Here is a 17,953-nt window from a genome sequence, read left to right as displayed (position 1 = left end):
TTTATCGATTTGAAGTACTACGCTTGTTCCATTTGATGTCGCTCAACATTCCGGATTTAATTCCAATAAAGAAATTCCAGTTTGAGTTTGGACCAATAGGAGTCCAGTTAAATGCCATTCTCCAGCTTAATAAATCTCTTTCAAAACGGAACTGTGTAAAAGTAACTCCTTTTTGTACAAAATCGTAACCAGTAGAAACTCCACCCTTCCACTTAGGAGTAATATCCATATTGGCGGATATCATGATAGAGTTTCCTGTAATTTTATTTTCTCTGGCGGCATTTGAGTAGGTTAGGGAGTATGCCATAGTCATATCCCATGGAAGTTTAGAACTGAAAAATTCACTTATAACATCTTTGTCATCATCTTTCTCGTTAGCAAACTGGCTGTTTCGGGGATCATTTAAGTCCGTATTTGTTCCGAATAAGTCATCATTACGACCTCCATTTCGCTGGCTCTGCGTATTCTTTTCTTCTTTTGTTCCTTTATTTGAAAACGAATAGTTTAAAGTAACATTGGCACTGGTTAATCGGAACAAACTTCCGCCATTGTCAATATTAAAGACATTCATAACATGACCTGAATTGTCAATTGCATACGGATTTAAAACAGCTCCAAAATTGACATTCATTTTATTGTCTAAAAGCTGTGTTCCACCGCTTACGATTACTGGTTGCCAGGCTAGAGTTTCTTTTCCGTCAGCATTAAAATTATAGCTGGTGCTAAAGTTTAAATTGTTTAATAACATGATCTTTTTCGGCTCTGTTTTTGTGCTGTCGCGATCTCGTACTTTGGCCTCAAAAGTATTGCTTAAAGCAAAGGATACAATATTGGCGTTGCTGTTCCCCGGAGCACCAAAAATACCTTCGTCAAATCTGGAGTAAGTATTAATCTTTCCTGTTGCATCAACGGTATAATTGTCATAATACTGATTAAAGCTAGGAGTGTACGAATAGGTTATGTTTGGTCTCATGACATGACGTACAGACTGAATTTTTTTGTCTTCTCCAAAATTGAAAGTACCGTAAATTGTAGTTCCTAAATTGGTGCTGAAATTATAAGTTCTAAAAGCATCAAACCCATTTATAGTAGACGTTACGGCTTGTCCTTTAGTCGCATCATAATTTCTGGCAATGGTTTTGGTTACCCAGGTTTCCTGATAATTGGTAGAGGCTCCCGCACTAAAGTATTTAAACAGCTTGAAATTGGTACTAATAGGAATACTGTGCTGCATTCCTATTTTGGCATCTCTGAACATTTGTGGTTTGAAAAATAAAGAGTCTGTTGTTGAGATACTGTTTTTACCGCTTAAGTTATATTGTAAATTGATGTTTTTTATGAATCCTTTTTTGACACCGTCCTTTCCAACAAATGGATATACACGGTCGACGCTGGCTTGCAACGTTGGTAATGTCATATCGATTTTTTCCGTTTGGGTATTCTGCGAGTGTGTTGCAGTTAGCGATATACGCGCCTGAGGTATCGTATTGAATGTTTTGTTATATGAAATGGATGAATTTAAAGTGTTATTTAAATTCGATCCTGCGTTCGCTTGATTGATAGATCGTTTGAAATACTTACTACTACCCATGTTAACAGAAGCAGAAAAAGTTGAATTAGGGTTTGCTTTTGTATCTTTTGAATGCGACCACTGAATGTTGTAGATTTTTTCTTTTGAATAATCAGGATAACCGCGTTCACTGTTTATTAAATTTTCAAAACGGATATTAAGGTTTCCTCTGTATTTATATTTTGTAGCGTATACCGACTCAAAACGCATTGCGTAACTACCATTGGTATAATAATCACCTAAAACGGTCAGGTCGTAGTTATCGCTTAATGCAAAGTAATAACCTCCATTCTGTAAAGAGAATCCTCTTGTGTTAGAGTCGTTGTAGCTGGGTAAAATAATACCCGAAACACTTTTTTCCTGACTCATTGGAAAATACGCAAAAGGCAGTGCCAGAGGAGTAGGAACATCAGCAATAACCATATTGGTCAAACCTGTAATTACTTTTTTACCGGGAATAAATTTGACTTTATTGGTCTGAAAGTAGTATTCGGGATTGTCAATGTCTTTTGCAGTTGTAAAACGGGCACCACGCAAAAAGTAAACGGAGTCGTTTTCTTTTTTGGTAATCGCTGCTTTAATTTTAAATTCTCCCTGTTCGGTTCTGGAATTGTAGATTAAAGCTTTTTTTGTTTTAAAGTTAAATCGAATAGAATCTGGCTGAACTTCGCTTGCCCCTTGTTTGAAGTTTGGATATTGCGTCAAAACACCTGCAGAATCTCGTATGCGTCCGGCATAAACTTCTTCCTTTTCCATGTTTAAAACAATGATTCCTGATTTTAGTTCTACATCTTTGTAGTAGAGTTCGGCTTCATTATATAAGGTAAGAGTTTTTGCTTTTTTGTCATATTTAGCATAATCTTTAGCCTTATATTTGGTTACGGCGTCTAGAAAATTCTTTTTGGCTTTAACAGTATCCAGCTTTATAGTGTCTGATACAGCGGCTTCAGGTTTGTCTGCTGCAATAGTTTTGGGTTTATCTGTTTGTTTTACAGTAGGTAAAGACTTTTTTTTGTTTTTTATCTCTTGCGAATATAAATTACCACATCCTAAAGTTAGGAAAAATGATAATAAAACGATATTAAATAAGTTTGTATGCAAAGGTTTAAATGCTATTTTTGTAAAATTATGGCTTGTTTTTTGACATGTCAAACTTACATATAATTTTTTGTCAAAAATAATCAATTGTAAAAATTATAGCTGTTGCGTTTTATTAAAATTAACTTTTAGATTTATGAATAGATTTAACAAAATTAAAGTAATATTTACTTTTTTTCTAACGATATTGTCTTTTTGTGCTTATAGCCAGGCAAATGTTTTTAAGGTAACACTTGATGCTGGACATGGTGATCACGACTTTGGAGCTGTTTACAGCGGACGAATTGAAAAAAATATTGCTTTAGCGATTGTTTTAAAAGTTGGTAAAATTTTAGAAGGAAGTCCTAATGTTAATGTGATCTATACGCGTAAAACAGATGTTTTTATCGATTTGGTCGAAAGAGCAAACATTGCAAACAGAGCAAATTCGAATATTTTTGTCTCAATACACTGTAATGCAAATAAAAATACGGCTGCAGACGGAACCGAGACCTATGTAATGGGATTAAGTAAAGTAGCATCGAATCTTGAAGCTGCGAAAAAAGAGAACTCTGTAATTACTTTAGAGAAGGATTATAAGCGTAAATACGAAGGTTACGATCCAAATTCACCTGAATCTATGATCGGAATGACTTTAATGCAGGAAGAATATTTAGACAACAGTATTTCGCTGGCTAGTAAAATTGAAGACAACTTTGATAAACTTGGAAAAAAATTGAGGCAGGGAGGTGTAAAGCAAGCTCCTTTTATGGTGCTTCACAAAGCCTATATGCCTAGAGTTTTAGTTGAAACAGGATTTGTATCGAATCCGACAGAAGGGAATATTCTAAATTCAGAAGAAGGACAAAATGATATTGCAAAAGCTATTGCCGAAGCTATTTTAAGTTACAAAAGTGAATATTTTGGTTCAGGAACTCCTGAGATAATTGAGGCAAGACCGGCAAGGGATACTTCTACTCCGGTAAAAGCGAAAGAGATTGAAACAACTGCGGCAGTCAAAAATGCTCCAAAAGGAACATTCTTTAAAGTACAGCTTATCGCAAGTATTAAAAAAACACCACTAGAGCCTAAGAACTTTAAAGGGCTTAAAAACGTAACAATGTTGTTCGAAAATAATATTTACAAATATTTCTATCAGGAAACTTCGAGTTATGATGCCGCTAAAAAATATTTGGAAGAAGCTAAAGATAAAGGATATGGAGCTGCTTTTTTGGTTGCAACCAAAGATGGAGAAAAGGTCAGTATTCAAGACGTCATTAAATAATAGCTTCTAGTTCGAATATTTATATTAATTTTGTACAAACACTAAGAATTTTGAAACTAACAAGAGAAATTAAAACGGCTATTTTAGTCATCGCGTCAATTTTATTATTTATTTGGGGCTACAGTTTTTTAAAAGGCAAAGACCTTTTTACAAATTATAAAACATTATATGTAGAATATGATAATGTTGAGGATTTGTCTGCATCAGCTCCCGTTACCATAAACGGACTTGTTATTGGTAAAGTAACTAAAATCACAATCAATGAAGTAACAGGGAAATTATTAGTTGAACTTCAATTAAAAACTGATTTTCCAATTTCTAAAACAAGTCAGGCATCTTTGTATTCTCCAAGTTTAATTGGTGGAAAACAGATCAAAATTATTCCTAATCTAACAGACAAAGATCCAGCGGTTGACGGACAGACTTTAACACCTGTAGTGGAATTGGGACTGAAAGAATCTTTAGGTGGAAAAATTGAGCCAATTCAGGTTAAGTTAGAGAAAATGTTGGTTAACATTGATAATCTGGTTTCCGGTTTAAACAATGTTTTAGATAAAAAAGGACAAGAAGATCTGAAGAAGACTTTGGCGGAATTGAGTCAGACTATGGAACAGTTTCATAAAGCCTCCGGAAGTATTAACACTATCTTAGATACGAATAAAGGACAGATTAACGGAGTTGTGAGCAACTTTAATAAAATGTCAAGTAACTTCAATAAAATATCAGATTCTTTAAGCAAAGCAGATCTAGGTAAAACAGTTAGAAACTTAAATCAAACTTTGGCTAAAGTTGACGTACTTATGAGTAACTTAAACTCAGGAAAAGGTACTGCGGGTAAATTGTTAAATGATGACGCTTTGTATACTAATTTAGCAAAGACTTCTAAAGAGCTTGAATTGCTGTTGCAGGACGTTCGTCTTTACCCGACACGTTATGTAAACGTTTCTCTTTTCGGAAAGAAAAACAAACCTTATGTGGCACCAACTGAAGACGCTAACCCAACTACTAAAAATTAATTAGAATGAGTTATTTAGATAATATTTTATTCGCTATACTTCTTATTATTGGTTTCGGTTTTTTTGCATCGAGCGTAAAAAAAATCATCCGAAATATTAATTTAGGAGTAGATGTAAACCGAAAAGATAATTCTAAAGCACGTTGGAAAAACATGGCATTGATTGCTCTTGGGCAGTCAAAAATGGTGAGACGCCCTGTAGCTGGAATACTTCATATTTTTGTTTACGTTGGTTTTATAATTATTAATATCGAATTACTCGAGATCATTATCGACGGGTTGTTTGGAACACATAGAATTTTTGCGCCTTATTTAGGTGTGGTATATGATGTTTTAATAGCTTCATTTGAGATATTAGCAGTACTTGTAATTTTTGCTGTTACTGTTTTTTGGATCAGAAGAAATGTAATTCGATTAAAACGTTTCATAAATCCTGATTTAAAAGGTTTTCCTAAAAGTGATGCCAATTACATTTTGTATTTCGAAACGGTTTTGATGATGTTGTTTTTGTTAATGAACGCTTCAGATCTGCATTTGCAGAATGTTCCGGACCCTGTTTTTCATAAAGCGGGCAGCTTTCCAATCAGTCAGTTTATAGCACCAATTTTTAACGGAATGTCGAATGAATTGGTAGTGCTGTTATTTGAAGTCTTTTGGTGGCTGCACATAGCGGGTATTTTGGTTTTTATGAACTACTTATACTTCTCCAAACATTTACATATTCTTTTGGCGTTCCCAAATACTTACTTTGCGAACTTGAACCCTGAAGGTCAGTTTGATAATTTAGAGTCAGTAACCAAAGAGGTAAAGTTGATGATGGATCCAAATGCAGATCCGTTTGCAGCTGCTCCTGTTGACGAAAATGCTGCTCCTGCAAAATTTGGAGCAAGCGATGTTCAGGATTTAAACTGGGTACAGCTTTTAAATGCTTATACCTGTACGGAATGTGGTCGTTGTACATCATCATGTCCGGCAAATCAAACGGGTAAAAAATTGTCTCCTCGTAAAATTATGATGGACACAAGAGACCGTTTGCAGGAAGTAGGTAAAAATATAGATGCCAATAAAGGTGTTTTTGTTCCGGATAATAAAACATTATTAAACGATTATATTACTCCTGAAGAATTATGGGCTTGTACATCCTGTAATGCCTGTGTAGAAGAGTGTCCTGTAAATATCAGTCCATTGTCTATTATTATGGACATGCGCCGTTATTTAGTGATGGAACAAAGTGCTGCTCCAATGTCATTGAATGCGATGATGACCAATATCGAAAACAACGGTGCGCCTTGGCAATACAGCCAACAGGATCGTTTAAATTGGAAAAACGAAAATTAAAAAAAAAGTTTAATTGGTTATTTGTTTAACCGTTTAATCGATTGAAATAAAATAGTAAGGTTTTTTAGTAAGGTTATGGCAAAGAGTGCGATAAACCAAATAAACGATTAACCGATTTAACAATATAAGAAGATGTCAGAAAGTTTAGTAGTGCCAACAATGGCTGAAATGCTAGCCCAGGGAACACAACCGGAAGTTTTATTTTGGGTTGGTTGCGCAGGGAGTTTTGATGATAGAGCAAAGAAAATTACAAAAGCATTTGTGCGAATTTTAAATCGTACCAATGTTTCGTTTGCGGTTTTGGGTACTGAAGAGAGCTGTACCGGAGATCCTGCAAAACGTGCCGGAAATGAGTTCTTGTTTCAAATGCAGGCCATGATGAATATCGAGGTACTTAACGCGTATGAAGCAAAGAAAATAGTTACCGCATGTCCGCATTGTTTCAATACTTTAAAAAACGAATATCCGGAATTAGGAGGTCAGTACGATGTTATTCATCATACAGAATTCTTAAAATCATTAATTGATGACGGAAGACTAACCGTAGAAGGAGGTCAGTTTAAAGGAAAAAAAATTACTTTCCATGACCCTTGTTATTTAGGAAGAGCTAATAAAGTATATGAGGCGCCTAGAGACTTAATTCAGAAATTGGATGTTGAGTTAGTCGAAATGAAACGCTCAAAAGCAAATGGATTATGTTGTGGAGCCGGTGGGGCGCAAATGTTTAAAGATGCCGAGCCGGGAAATAAAGAAGTGAACGTTTTGCGTACCGAAGATGCTTTGGAAGTAAAGCCGGATATTATTGCAGCCGGATGTCCGTTTTGCAATACAATGTTAACTGATGGTATTAAACATCAGGAGAAAGAAGGAGAAGTGAAAGTGATGGATATTGCAGAGCTAATTGCGAATGCACAGGATTTGTAGAAGGAGGGACTAAGGTTCTGAGGAACCAAGTTGCTAAGTTTTTTAACCTGAAACCTGAAACCTGAAACCTGAAACTTGAAACTTGAAACTTGAAACTTTCCCAATCTAAAATCAACAATCAACAATCTAAAATTAAAAAATGTATATACCTTTTGAAGATTTACCTGGTGAGTCCAGAGTCTGGATTTATCAATCAAACAGAAAGTTTTCTGAGGAAGAATTTTCTGAAATAGAAGCTGACCTGAAAACTTTTGTAGAAGCATGGGCAGCACACGGTACAAGTCTGGAAGCTTCATACCTGTTAAAATACAACCGATTTATTATTTTGGCTGTAAATCAAGAAGTACAAGCGGCAACGGGTTGTTCAATCGATAGCTCGGTAGAGTTTATCCAAAGCTTAGAAAAAAAATACAACGTTGATTTGTTGGACAAAATGAACGTAACTTTTAAGCTGGGTGAACATATTGCACACAAACCTTTAATCGATTTCAAGAAAATGGTTAAGGATAAATCAGTATCTGAAAATACGATCGTATTTAATAATCTGGTAAATAATATTGAAGAATTCAACGAATCATGGGAAGTTCCTGCAGCCGACAGTTGGCATAGCAGGTTTTTCTAGGAAATATTCAAAATAAAGAAAAGGCATAAAATTTAGGTTTTATGCCTTTTTTGTTTTCAGTCGACCGTAAATAAGTTATTCATTATAGTAAATCGGACAGGTTTTTAAAACCTGTCGGGTTTAAAATCAAAAAAGTAAGAAGTCTATTATTCACAAAAATCTAACATTTTAAAAGAACAATTAAAAGCTATTTTTAAGTACTTTCGTAGTTACTAAATTTAATACATGAAAATAGCAATAGTTTGTTATCCGACATTTGGAGGTAGTGGTGTAGTTGCTACAGAATTAGGCCTTGAATTAGCCAGACGCGGACACGAAATCCATTTTATTACTTACAGTCAGCCGGTTCGGTTGGCGCTTTTAAATCCTAATGTTCATTATCACGAAGTAAACGTTCCTGAATATCCTCTTTTCCATTATCAGCCTTACGAATTGGCGCTGTCAAGTAAATTGGTTGATATGGTGAAATTATATAAAATAGAAGTACTTCATGTACATTATGCTATCCCTCACGCGTATGCGGGTTATATGGCGAAGCAAATGCTGAAAAATGAAGGAATTAATCTTCCAATGATAACGACACTTCACGGAACAGATATTACTTTGGTTGGAAATCATCCATTTTATAAACCAGCCGTGACATTCAGCATCAACAAATCCGACTATGTGACTTCGGTTTCACAAAGTTTGAAAGACGATACTTTGAAATTATTCAATATAAAGAATAAGATTAAAGTAATTCCGAATTTTATAGAACTGGATAAGATTAAAAAAGACCCGCAGGCTCCTTGTCATCGTTATGTGATGGCTAAAGAAGATGAACGCATTATTACGCACATCAGTAACTTTAGAAAAGTGAAGCGAATTCCGGATATTATTAAGATTTTCTATAATATTCAAAAGCAAATTCCATCTAAGCTGATGATGGTGGGGGATGGTCCTGAGAAAGAAAAGGCAGAGGTCTTATGTATGGAACTTGGAATTTACGACAAAGTAATTTTCTTTGGAAACAGTAATGAGATTGATAAAATTTTGTGTTTTACGGATTTGTTCCTGCTTCCGTCAGAAACGGAAAGTTTTGGTTTGGCAGCTTTAGAAGCGATGTCCAGCGGAGTTCCGGTAATTTCGAGTAATTCGGGAGGTTTGCCAGAAGTTAATTTTGACGGATTTTCAGGATATTTGAGTAATGTTGGTAATGTGGAAGAAATGGCCGCTAATGCAATCAAAATACTAAAAGATGATGACGTTTTAAATCAGTTTAAGGCAAATGCACTAGAAGTTGCCAAAAAATTTGACATCAAAACGATATTGCCTCAATATGAAGCCTTGTATCAAAAAGCAATTAATGATTATAAACACGAAAAACATTAATCTTATAAATTAGCGTAAATGAAAAAAGTAATTTCGGTCCTGGTAATTTTAGTTTTGGTTTCTTGTGGAGTCAAAAAATCATCAGAAGGAACTTCGAAAGTTTTGTATGAGGTGCTGACGGAGCAATCTGACGGTGGTGGGAATATTAAATTTTTTGAAATTTTGACGGAACCAAACGAAATCAAAATGTTGGAAAATGATCCTCATTTGAAAGCAAAAATGAAGCAGGATGATATTAGTAACTCCAATTATGTGATCCTGAATATGGGGGAAAAGAATACAGGAGGCTATTCTATAGGTATTGAAAAAGTAGAAGAAACGGATAAAAATATTATCATAACCGTTAAAGAAAATAATCCGGCTGCTGATGCAATGGTGATGCAGGTTATTACGTATCCGTATACCGTAGTCAAAGTGCACTCTAAAAAAGAGATTATTGTGAAGTAATTTTTGAGTAATGAGTTTTGGGATGTCAGGCTTAGCGGAGTTGAAGTCTTTACACCTAAGTAATAACAATATCCTTAAACTTTAAAGCATAAAAAAACCTGTCGAATCAAACGACAGGTTTTTTTGTAACTATTTTTTAGTTGTATTTAGAATCTGAATTTCACACCTAAACCAACATCAAATCCAAAATTGTCATCGTCATAATATCCCGAACCAATTTCAGGTCTTGCGTCCAATGATAAGGTAATTGGTGCTTCTTTGAATCTGTATTCGATACCAATGTCTCCTGCTGCAAAAACATATGTTCCGTTATCCTTGTATTTTCTGTTGTTTGCATAATAGTCGTGATTCCAGGTAGCCAGACCACCACCGACACCTGCGTACCAGTTAAATCCACCGTCAATATTCCAAACCCATTGATAAAGAGCTACTCCTTTGATAGCATCAACATCACTGCTGTTTCTCCAGCCTAAATCAAACTCCAGTCTGTTTTTTTGGTTTAATCCCAGCTGATAAGATACTTCTCCACCAAAACCGTTATTATCTCCTAAACGGATACCAAGGGCATTTTTCGAAATTTCTTGTGATTGTGCCGTAAATGCTAAACCTAATAGCATGATGGCAGATAAAATGATTCTTTTCATAAAAATGGTTATTAATTTACGCCAAATGTAATGTGTGCAATAATTTTCAAACGTATAGGATTATCGAAAATTGTTATATAATTCACATTTGAGAATAGAACCAAAGGAAGTTTAAAGTAATTTTTCTGCTATAGGATAGAATGTTTTGTAGGTTATTTTTTTAGAATAATAGAAGAAATTAATTGAGAACTTAGTGTGTCTTCCATTTCAAAGAGATTTTCTTCTTCGGTAAAATTACTTTCGGCATATGAATATAGTTTCCAACGTTTTTTATGGTATTCTAATGCGGTAAGGTTTTCAACCCAATCTCCGGAATTGAGGTATAGAGTTGATCCATGTTTGTTTTCTTTGGTAATGATTTTTGGTTCGTGGATGTGCCCACAAATTACATAATCATAATTTTTTTCAATAGCCAGATCGGTAGCTGTGGTTTCGAAATCAGAGATGAATTTTACTGCTTTTTTGACACTTGCTTTTATTTTTTTTGAGAAAGAATAAGGTTCACGTCCTAATTTAGCCAGACACCAATTGGCAAATCGATTGCTCAGGATCAGATAATCGTATCCTAATCCGCCTAATTTTGCAATCCATTTAGAGTGTTGTACAGAGGCATCAAAAACATCTCCATGAAAAATCCATGCTTTTTTATCGTCTAGTTCCAGGACTAATTTATCGACCAAAGCAAAATTTCCCATATTCATATCACTGAATTTTCGAAGAATCTCATCGTGATTTCCAGTAATGTAATAGACTTTTGTGCCTTTAGAAGCCATGCCAATGACGCGCTGAATAACTCTTAAATGCGCTTTTGGAAAGTATGATTTTCTAAACTGCCAAGCATCAATAATGTCGCCATTTAGGACTAATGTTTTGGGTTTAATGCTTGATAAATAGTTGTTTAGTTCTTTAGCGTGACTTCCGTAAGTTCCCAAATGGACATCTGATATAATGACCAATTCGACATTTCGTTTTTTCAATTTTTCTTTTTTTGAAGTTTAACAAATAAAAGAAACTTCGGTAGGATAAATTTTATCAAAAGGTTATCAATTTGGCTACAATTTTAATAAATTGTGATTTTTAATGGCTGCAACCTTTGCTTAATAATACCAATTTTAAATTTTTTAATTTAATTCATAAAACTTACATTTGCTCAAAACAAATTACAATGGCAGGAAATAGCTACGGCACCCTATATAAAGTTACAACATTTGGAGAATCTCATGGTGAAGCTTTAGGCGGAATTATAGATGGTTGTCCATCTGGGATTGAACTTGATCTAGATGCAATTGAAGTTGAAATGTCCCGAAGAAAACCCGGGCAGTCAGCAATTGTAACACAACGTAAAGAACCGGATGCGGTTCAGTTTTTATCGGGTATTTTTGAAGGTAAAACTACAGGGACTCCTATTGGTTTTATTATTCCGAATACCAATCAAAAATCGGATGATTATTCCCATATAAAAGACAATTACAGACCCAGTCATGCCGATTATGTGTACGACCAGAAATACGGTTTTCGTGACTATCGTGGTGGCGGAAGAAGTTCTGCAAGAGAAACAGCAAGCAGAGTTGTGGCGGGTGCGATAGCGAAGCAAATGCTTCCTGAAATAAAAATTAATGCTTATGTTTCTTCGGTTGGTCCAATTCATTTGGATACACCGTATCAGGATTTGGACTTTTCTAAAATAGAAAGTAATCCTGTTCGTTGCCCTGACGAAAAATCGGCAGCGGTTATGGAAGAATATATTCGCGATATCCGCAAACAGGGTGATACCGTTGGAGGTGTGGTTTCATGTGTCATTCAAAATGTTCCGGTTGGTTTAGGAGAACCGGTTTTTGATAAATTACATGCTGAATTAGGAAAAGCAATGCTTTCGATCAATGCTGTAAAAGGTTTTGAATACGGCAGCGGATTTTCGGGTTCTGAAATGAAAGGAAGTGAACATAACGATTTATACAATCCGGACGGAACTACAAAAACAAATCTTTCCGGAGGAATTCAAGGTGGAATTAGTAACGGGATGGATATCTATTTCAGAGTAGCCTTTAAACCTGTTGCGACTATCATGCAGACTCAGGATTCGTTAGATAACAAAGGAAATATTACACCAATGACGGGTAAGGGCCGTCATGATCCATGTGTAGTGCCTCGTGCTGTACCAATTGTTGAAGCAATGGCAGCGATTGTTTTGGCTGATTTTTATTTAATCAACAAAACCTATTAGTAAAAGTTAGGACATGAGGGTCTTAATATTTTAATTTAAAACAAACAAATTAATGCAAGTTACAGAAACTAAAAAGAAATCTTTTCTTAAAGGATTAACAGGGCAAATTATAATTGCAATGGTTCTTGGAGCCGCTTTGGGAATTATTTTGCACAATTCGATTTCGCCTGAAGCAGCACAGTCTTTTAGCAATAAAATTAAAATGCTTGCAACGATCTTTATCAGATTGGTACAAATGATTATTTCTCCTTTGGTATTTACTACGTTAGTAGTAGGTATTGCAAAACTTGGAGATATTAAAACGGTGGGAAGAATTGGAGGAAAAGCCCTTGGTTGGTTTTTTACTGCTTCATTTATATCCTTGTTGATCGGATTGTTTTATGTAAACATTCTGGAGCCTGGTGTAGGTTTGAAACTGGATCATGTTGATATGGCTGCTGCCTCTGAAGTAACAGCTAAAACGAAAACACTATCGGTTGAGAATTTTGTAGAACACATTGTTCCTAAAAGTATTTTTGAGGCAATGGCAACCAATGAAATTTTACAGATCGTTATCTTTTCAATCTTCTTCGGTTTAGCTGCTGCGTCTTTGGGAAGTACAGTAAAACCGGTAATCAATGCTTTAGATAAAACTTCACATATCGTTTTAAAAATGGTAAACTACGTGATGAATTTCGCTCCAATTGGAGTTTTTGGAGCCATTGCAGGTGTATTTGCTATAAGGGATGCAGAAGAACTGGTAATTACCTATTTTAAATTTTTCGGATCGTTTTTAGTCGGAATTGGTACTTTATGGGTTGTTTTGATCGCAGTGGGCTATTTATTTCTCAAAGGAAGAATGACAGAGCTTTTAAGACGTATTACGGGGCCTTTGGCGATTGCTTTTGGTACAACGAGTAGTGAAGCTGTTTTTCCAAAATTAACAGAGGAATTGGAAGATTTTGGTGTAAAAGATAAAATTGTATCCTTCATGTTGCCACTTGGTTACTCGTTTAATCTGGATGGAAGTATGATGTATATGACTTTTGCGAGTATTTTTATTGCTCAGTTTTATGGAGTACATCTGGATTTAGGAACTCAAATGGTAATGCTTTTGGTTTTAATGTTGACCAGTAAAGGTATTGCAGGTGTACCACGTGCAAGTTTGGTTGTAGTAGCGGCTACTTGCGGTATGTTTGATATTCCGGTTGAAGGAATTGCATTAATCCTGCCAATTGATCATTTTTGCGATATGTTTAGAAGTGCTACAAACGTTTTAGGAAATGCTTTGGCTACTTCAGTTGTTGGACAATGGGAGGATGACAAAGACACTGAAATTGCTTCTGAAAACTTATAAAGAAATTAATAAAAGTAGGAAAAAGCATCAAATTTTGTTAAAATTTCAATAAAAAAGAAGCTGTATTTTTATAGGAAATACAGCTTCTTTTTATTTTTAATGTATATTTGATGAAATTAGCCTATTTATGCCCCGAATACGCATTTTTTTATTGCTGCTCGTATTTTTGAATTGTTTTGCCAATTCCGCCAGCGCGCAATCTGAAACGATATCGGATGCAAAGATCAATAAGATTGTCAAGGAAGCCTGGGAAGACTACAAAAAATCGAATTTTGAAAAATCGCTCATCACTTCACGGAAAGCATTAAACTATGCCACCGCTTCTAAGAATAATAATTTAATAGCGAAATCATATAAAATAATTGCCGGGAATTATAATGAATTGTCCGAATTTGATAAAGCTATTTTTTTCTACAACAAAGGGTTGTTCTATGCTGACCAAACAGATAATGATTCCCTAAAATATAGTCTTCATAATAATCTTGGTAATATTTATTGCTTCGAAAAGAAGCAATTTAATAAGGGGATTAATTATTATAAAAAATCCATAGCTTACAGTTTAAAGTTAAATGAGATGTCGCAGGTCTACTTTACAAATGTAAATATTGCCTGGGCTTATTTTGATATTGGAAAATTTAAAGAAGGATATCCGTTTCTGAAATTTGTAAACAGTAATAAAAGCAAATATGGGGAAGCGTCGACCGAGATCGTTGTAAACATGCTAAACGGTATGTATAGGAGTTATCATAATGAATACGATTTGGCAAATGATTTTTTTCTTAAAGCCATTCAGGCCGGTAAAAACAGTGAAGAAAGATCGGATTTGTCGTATTCACATCTGGAGTATTCTAAGTTTTTAAGTAAAGTTGGAAGGCACAAAGAGGCTTATGAAAATCTGGCTTCGTACAATGATATAACGGCAGAATTGTACAATGAAGAAAAACTTAAAAAAGCCTCTATTGCGGGTTTTAATTTAGAATTAGACGAGTACAAGAGACAGATTGACAGGATTGAAAGTGAGAAAGATTCACAGTTTCAAAGCCTTAAAAAATCAAGGATTATCGTGATTTTATTTGTTCTGGTTTCTCTGATTTTCTTAATTCTGATTATTACTTTAATAAAAAACATCAGGTTTAAGAAAAAGCACAATGCCGAACTTTTAAAAGCAAAAGAAATTGCAGAGGAAGCTTCTTTACTTAAGACTCAGTTTATTTCGACCATAAGTCATGAGTTACGCACTCCTTTGTATGGTGTGGTAGGAATAACAAATATGTTGCTGGAAGAACACAAAGAACTGTCGAGAAGTCAGCATTTGAGTTCGCTGAAGTTTTCGGCCAGGTATTTATTGTCGCTGGTAAATGATATTCTTCAGATTAATAAAATTGAGGAAAACAAGGTGGTACTGGAGAATTTGACATTCAATATTTCGGATGAAATCATGATGATTAAAAACTCACTTTCTTTTTTATCACAGAAAAACAATAATAAAATTACCGTTTCTATAGATCCCTGTATTCCTGAATATCTTATTGGCGATAAGTTAAGGCTTGCTCAGATTCTGATGAACCTAGTGAGTAATGCGCTTAAGTTTACGAAAGATGGTAAAGTTGAAATTATTGTTCAGCTAAACCGATCGGAGGAAAAAATGTACTTTTTAGACTTTTTAATAAAAGACAATGGTGTGGGGATTGCAATTGTCGATCAGGGTAAGATTTTCGAGAAATTTGTTCAGGTTGGAAGAAAAGATGAAGATTATCAGGGAACAGGCCTGGGGTTGAGTATTGTGAAACGATTGTTAGGGCTTTTTGGAAGTACGATTACACTTAAAAGTGAGATTGGTTTAGGAACTTCATTTACGTTTACAATTCCTTTTGAGTTTGATCCTCAAAAAACAAAACAGATTATTGATGAAATAGAGGTCGATTTGAGTTCAAATGAAGTGTATAAAATTTTAATTGTAGAAGATAATCTCATTAATCAACTGGTGACGAAAAAGATTATCGAAAAGCACAATTATATCTGTAAAGTCGTTGATGATGGTTTTTCGGCTTTAAAAATACTGGAGAATGAAAGTTTCGACTTGATTTTAATGGATATTAATATGCCTTTGATGAATGGATTCGAAACTACTAAAAGAATTCGTTTAAAAGGGCTTAAAACACCTATTGTGGCGCTAACAGCCTTTGATAAGGATGAAATTACGGATGAAGCTATTTCGTCGGGAATAAATGATATTATTATTAAGCCGTTTGAACCTGTCAGGCTTTTTAAAATTATGAATTACTTAATACTTGAAGCAAAAAACGCCGGTTAATACTCTGCAGTCTGAACACTAATTCCACTAATTTACACAAATTTTAATAGGCGAACCTTGTTTGTGAAATTAATTCCATAAACAAATTAGGGGTAATTAGTATTGTTTTTTATACTTGTATGTGCACGATAGCTAATTATAGCTCATTTTTATAGCTGTAATTGATGTTTCGATAATTGGAACGCTAAAGTTTTAACACATAGAAACATAGATTTGTATTGATAAAAGAGGATACCAAAAGAAATATATTTCTTTCACATAGTAGGATATGTGTATTTAAATGAAGTGAAACGCCTTTTTTGCAGGTGCAGCACCTATGTTGCTATGTGTTAAAAATAATTGCATCTAATATATTAGAATAATGATATCAATAGGGATAATTGTAGTCTACTTCTGGACACAAATTCCACTAATTTGCAGAAATTTAGATTAACCTTGTTTGTGAAATTAATTCCATAAACAAATTAGTGACAGTTTGTGTAATTCGTGTTATTTTTTAAAATTGTATCCACACGGTAGGGTTAATACCAGCGTTTTTTGTTTTGTTTAGAAGCATTAGATTTTCTTGATTTATGAGCACCACCGCTTCGGTTAGAGTTTTTAGGTTTCTCTTCCGTTGCTTCCGGACTTCCGGAGTGCCATGGGTAAGGGTGATCGGTAATGGTTTTTACGTCTACCTTTATTAGTTTTTGAATGTCTTTCCAGTAAGGCTGTTCGTCTTTTCCACAAAACGAAATTGCAATTCCCCCGTTTCCTGCACGACCTGTACGTCCAATTCGGTGCACGTAAGTTTCCGGGATGTTCGGTAAATCAAAGTTAATTACAAATGGCAGTTGGTCAATATCGATTCCTCTTGCGGCAATGTCTGTGGCAACAAGTACGCCAACTTCTTTGTTTTTAAAAGCATCCAAAACACGTTGTCTTGCATTTTGTGATTTATCTCCGTGAATTGCTTCAGCAGGAATGTCTTTTTTGCGAAGCGCTTTTACCACATTGTCAGCACCGTGTTTTGTTCTTGAAAAAACCAGAACATTTGATAAATTTTCATTTTTGATTAAATGGTACAATAAGTTTCTTTTCTCTGTTTTTTCTACAAAATAAACGCGTTGTTCAACCGTTTCGGCTGTGGACGAAACAGGAGATACTTCTACTTTTGCAGGATCCTTTAAAAACATTTCGGCCAGTTCGCGAATAGCAATCGGCATAGTAGCAGAGAATAGTAAAGTCTGTCTGTTTTTTGGAGTAAGTTTTACAATCTTTTTTACATCATTGATAAAACCCATATCGAGCATTTGATCTGCTTCGTCTAACACCAAAGTGTGTAAATGATCCAGATCCAGAAATCCTTGTTTGTGTAAATCAAGTAATCGGCCTGGAGTGGCAACTAAAATGTCAACTCCTTTTTTCAGGGTATCTACCTGAGGATTTTGCGAAACTCCTCCAAAAATTGTCAATTGCGTTAAGTTGGTGTATTTGGCATAAGTGTCAAAACTTTGTCCAATCTGAACCGCTAATTCACGTGTAGGAGTAACTATAAGGGCACGGACTTGTTTGGCTTTTTTAGAGGACCCTACAATTCGGTGTAATTGATGTATGATTGGAATAGCAAATGCTGCTGTTTTTCCTGTACCTGTTTGCGCGCAACCAATTAAATCCCTTCCTGACAAAACGATCGGAATAGATTGTTCCTGAATAGGAGTAGGGTTAAGGTAGCCTTCTTCAAATACGGCTTTTTGTATACTTTTTGAGAGTGATAGATCTTCGAATAACATATCTTACATATTAA

Annotated in this window: 14 protein-coding genes; 10 read left to right on the top strand and 4 right to left on the bottom strand. The window is 34.9% G+C overall.

Translation table 11 applies throughout. The annotated features are described in order from the left end of the window. Window position 1 precedes the first annotated feature (1 nt). Window positions 2-2,722: a putative LPS assembly protein LptD gene (locus tag FLA105534_RS21010; protein WP_394368055.1), complete on the bottom strand. Its 2,721-nt coding sequence runs from the start codon at window positions 2,720-2,722 to the stop codon at window positions 2-4. Window positions 2,723-2,804: 82 nt separating this feature from the next. Between FLA105534_RS21010 and FLA105534_RS21005 the strand changes: the two genes are divergently transcribed. The 7 genes from FLA105534_RS21005 (at window position 2,805) to FLA105534_RS20975 (ending at window position 9,649) form a co-directional block, all read left to right on the top strand. After that, window positions 2,805-3,932, top strand: a complete 1,128-nt coding sequence (locus tag FLA105534_RS21005) for an N-acetylmuramoyl-L-alanine amidase family protein (protein WP_173968043.1) — start codon at window positions 2,805-2,807, stop codon at window positions 3,930-3,932. A gap of 50 nt (window positions 3,933-3,982) precedes the next feature. After that, window positions 3,983-4,948 carry an MlaD family protein gene (locus FLA105534_RS21000; protein ID WP_173968042.1) on the top strand — a complete coding sequence of 322 codons (966 nt, stop codon included), beginning with the start codon at window positions 3,983-3,985 and terminating at the stop codon, window positions 4,946-4,948. A 5-nt stretch (window positions 4,949-4,953) separates the two neighbouring features. Then, the gene (locus FLA105534_RS20995; RefSeq protein ID WP_173968041.1) at window positions 4,954-6,285 is read left to right on the top strand and encodes a (Fe-S)-binding protein; all 1,332 of its coding nucleotides are present in this window, start codon (window positions 4,954-4,956) and stop codon (window positions 6,283-6,285) included. A gap of 132 nt (window positions 6,286-6,417) precedes the next feature. Continuing rightward, complete coding sequence (locus tag FLA105534_RS20990) at window positions 6,418-7,209, top strand: (Fe-S)-binding protein (RefSeq protein ID WP_173968040.1); 792 nt, start codon at window positions 6,418-6,420, stop codon at window positions 7,207-7,209. Window positions 7,210-7,348: 139 nt separating this feature from the next. Then, window positions 7,349-7,831 (top strand): ABC transporter ATPase, encoded by a 483-nt coding sequence (locus FLA105534_RS20985; protein WP_173968039.1) that lies wholly within the window; start codon window positions 7,349-7,351, stop codon window positions 7,829-7,831. Between the two features lie 225 nt (window positions 7,832-8,056). After that, complete coding sequence (bshA, locus tag FLA105534_RS20980) at window positions 8,057-9,202, top strand: N-acetyl-alpha-D-glucosaminyl L-malate synthase BshA (RefSeq protein ID WP_173968038.1); 1,146 nt, start codon at window positions 8,057-8,059, stop codon at window positions 9,200-9,202. Between the two features lie 18 nt (window positions 9,203-9,220). Beyond that, on the top strand, window positions 9,221-9,649 hold the full coding sequence (locus FLA105534_RS20975; protein ID WP_173968037.1) for a protease complex subunit PrcB family protein: 429 nt from the start codon (window positions 9,221-9,223) through the stop codon (window positions 9,647-9,649). Between the two features lie 146 nt (window positions 9,650-9,795). Here the strand turns inward: FLA105534_RS20975 and FLA105534_RS20970 are convergent, their stop codons facing one another. After that, window positions 9,796-10,293, bottom strand: coding sequence for a hypothetical protein (locus tag FLA105534_RS20970; RefSeq protein WP_173968036.1), 498 nt, complete (start codon window positions 10,291-10,293; stop codon window positions 9,796-9,798). A 152-nt stretch (window positions 10,294-10,445) separates the two neighbouring features. Then, complete coding sequence (locus tag FLA105534_RS20965; RefSeq protein ID WP_173968035.1) at window positions 10,446-11,270, bottom strand: UDP-2,3-diacylglucosamine diphosphatase; 825 nt, start codon at window positions 11,268-11,270, stop codon at window positions 10,446-10,448. 188 nt (window positions 11,271-11,458) lie between these two features. Here FLA105534_RS20965 and aroC point away from each other — a divergent pair, with 188 nt between their 5' ends. From aroC to FLA105534_RS20950, 3 genes are all read left to right on the top strand, one after another. Then, window positions 11,459-12,517 carry a chorismate synthase gene (gene aroC, locus FLA105534_RS20960; protein ID WP_173968034.1) on the top strand — a complete coding sequence of 353 codons (1,059 nt, stop codon included), beginning with the start codon at window positions 11,459-11,461 and terminating at the stop codon, window positions 12,515-12,517. A gap of 52 nt (window positions 12,518-12,569) precedes the next feature. Beyond that, window positions 12,570-13,853 (top strand): dicarboxylate/amino acid:cation symporter, encoded by a 1,284-nt coding sequence (locus FLA105534_RS20955; protein WP_173968033.1) that lies wholly within the window; start codon window positions 12,570-12,572, stop codon window positions 13,851-13,853. Between the two features lie 127 nt (window positions 13,854-13,980). Then, on the top strand, window positions 13,981-16,167 hold the full coding sequence (locus FLA105534_RS20950) for a response regulator (RefSeq protein WP_173968032.1): 2,187 nt from the start codon (window positions 13,981-13,983) through the stop codon (window positions 16,165-16,167). Window positions 16,168-16,688: 521 nt separating this feature from the next. On the opposite strand, the gene FLA105534_RS20945 is transcribed toward FLA105534_RS20950, so the two are convergent. Then, entirely contained in the window at window positions 16,689-17,939 is a 1,251-nt protein-coding gene (locus FLA105534_RS20945; RefSeq protein WP_173968031.1) for a DEAD/DEAH box helicase, read from the bottom strand. Window positions 17,940-17,953 lie beyond the last annotated feature (14 nt).

Source organism: Flavobacterium collinsii (assembly GCF_902804485.1).
In the GTDB taxonomy this organism is placed as follows: domain Bacteria; phylum Bacteroidota; class Bacteroidia; order Flavobacteriales; family Flavobacteriaceae; genus Flavobacterium; species Flavobacterium collinsii.
The sequence above is the reverse complement of the archived record's forward strand: the minus strand, read 5'-3'. Positions and strand labels throughout refer to the sequence as shown.

What these genes read in the sequence shown, in the direction of transcription:
- FLA105534_RS20975 (WP_173968037.1), top strand. Translation starts at nt 9,221, where the DNA reads ATGAAAAAAGTAATTTCGGTCCTGGTAATTTTAGTTTTGGTTTCTTGT.
- FLA105534_RS20955 (WP_173968033.1), top strand. Translation starts at nt 12,570, where the DNA reads ATGCAAGTTACAGAAACTAAAAAGAAATCTTTTCTTAAAGGATTAACA.
- FLA105534_RS20985 (WP_173968039.1), top strand. Translation starts at nt 7,349, where the DNA reads ATGTATATACCTTTTGAAGATTTACCTGGTGAGTCCAGAGTCTGGATT.
- FLA105534_RS20995 (WP_173968041.1), top strand. Translation starts at nt 4,954, where the DNA reads ATGAGTTATTTAGATAATATTTTATTCGCTATACTTCTTATTATTGGT.
- aroC (WP_173968034.1), top strand. Translation starts at nt 11,459, where the DNA reads ATGGCAGGAAATAGCTACGGCACCCTATATAAAGTTACAACATTTGGA.
- FLA105534_RS20990 (WP_173968040.1), top strand. Translation starts at nt 6,418, where the DNA reads ATGTCAGAAAGTTTAGTAGTGCCAACAATGGCTGAAATGCTAGCCCAG.
- FLA105534_RS20970 (WP_173968036.1), bottom strand. Translation starts at nt 10,293, where the DNA reads ATGAAAAGAATCATTTTATCTGCCATCATGCTATTAGGTTTAGCATTT.
- FLA105534_RS20950 (WP_173968032.1), top strand. Translation starts at nt 13,981, where the DNA reads ATGCCCCGAATACGCATTTTTTTATTGCTGCTCGTATTTTTGAATTGT.
- FLA105534_RS21005 (WP_173968043.1), top strand. Translation starts at nt 2,805, where the DNA reads ATGAATAGATTTAACAAAATTAAAGTAATATTTACTTTTTTTCTAACG.
- bshA (WP_173968038.1), top strand. Translation starts at nt 8,057, where the DNA reads ATGAAAATAGCAATAGTTTGTTATCCGACATTTGGAGGTAGTGGTGTA.
- FLA105534_RS20945 (WP_173968031.1), bottom strand. Translation starts at nt 17,939, where the DNA reads ATGTTATTCGAAGATCTATCACTCTCAAAAAGTATACAAAAAGCCGTA.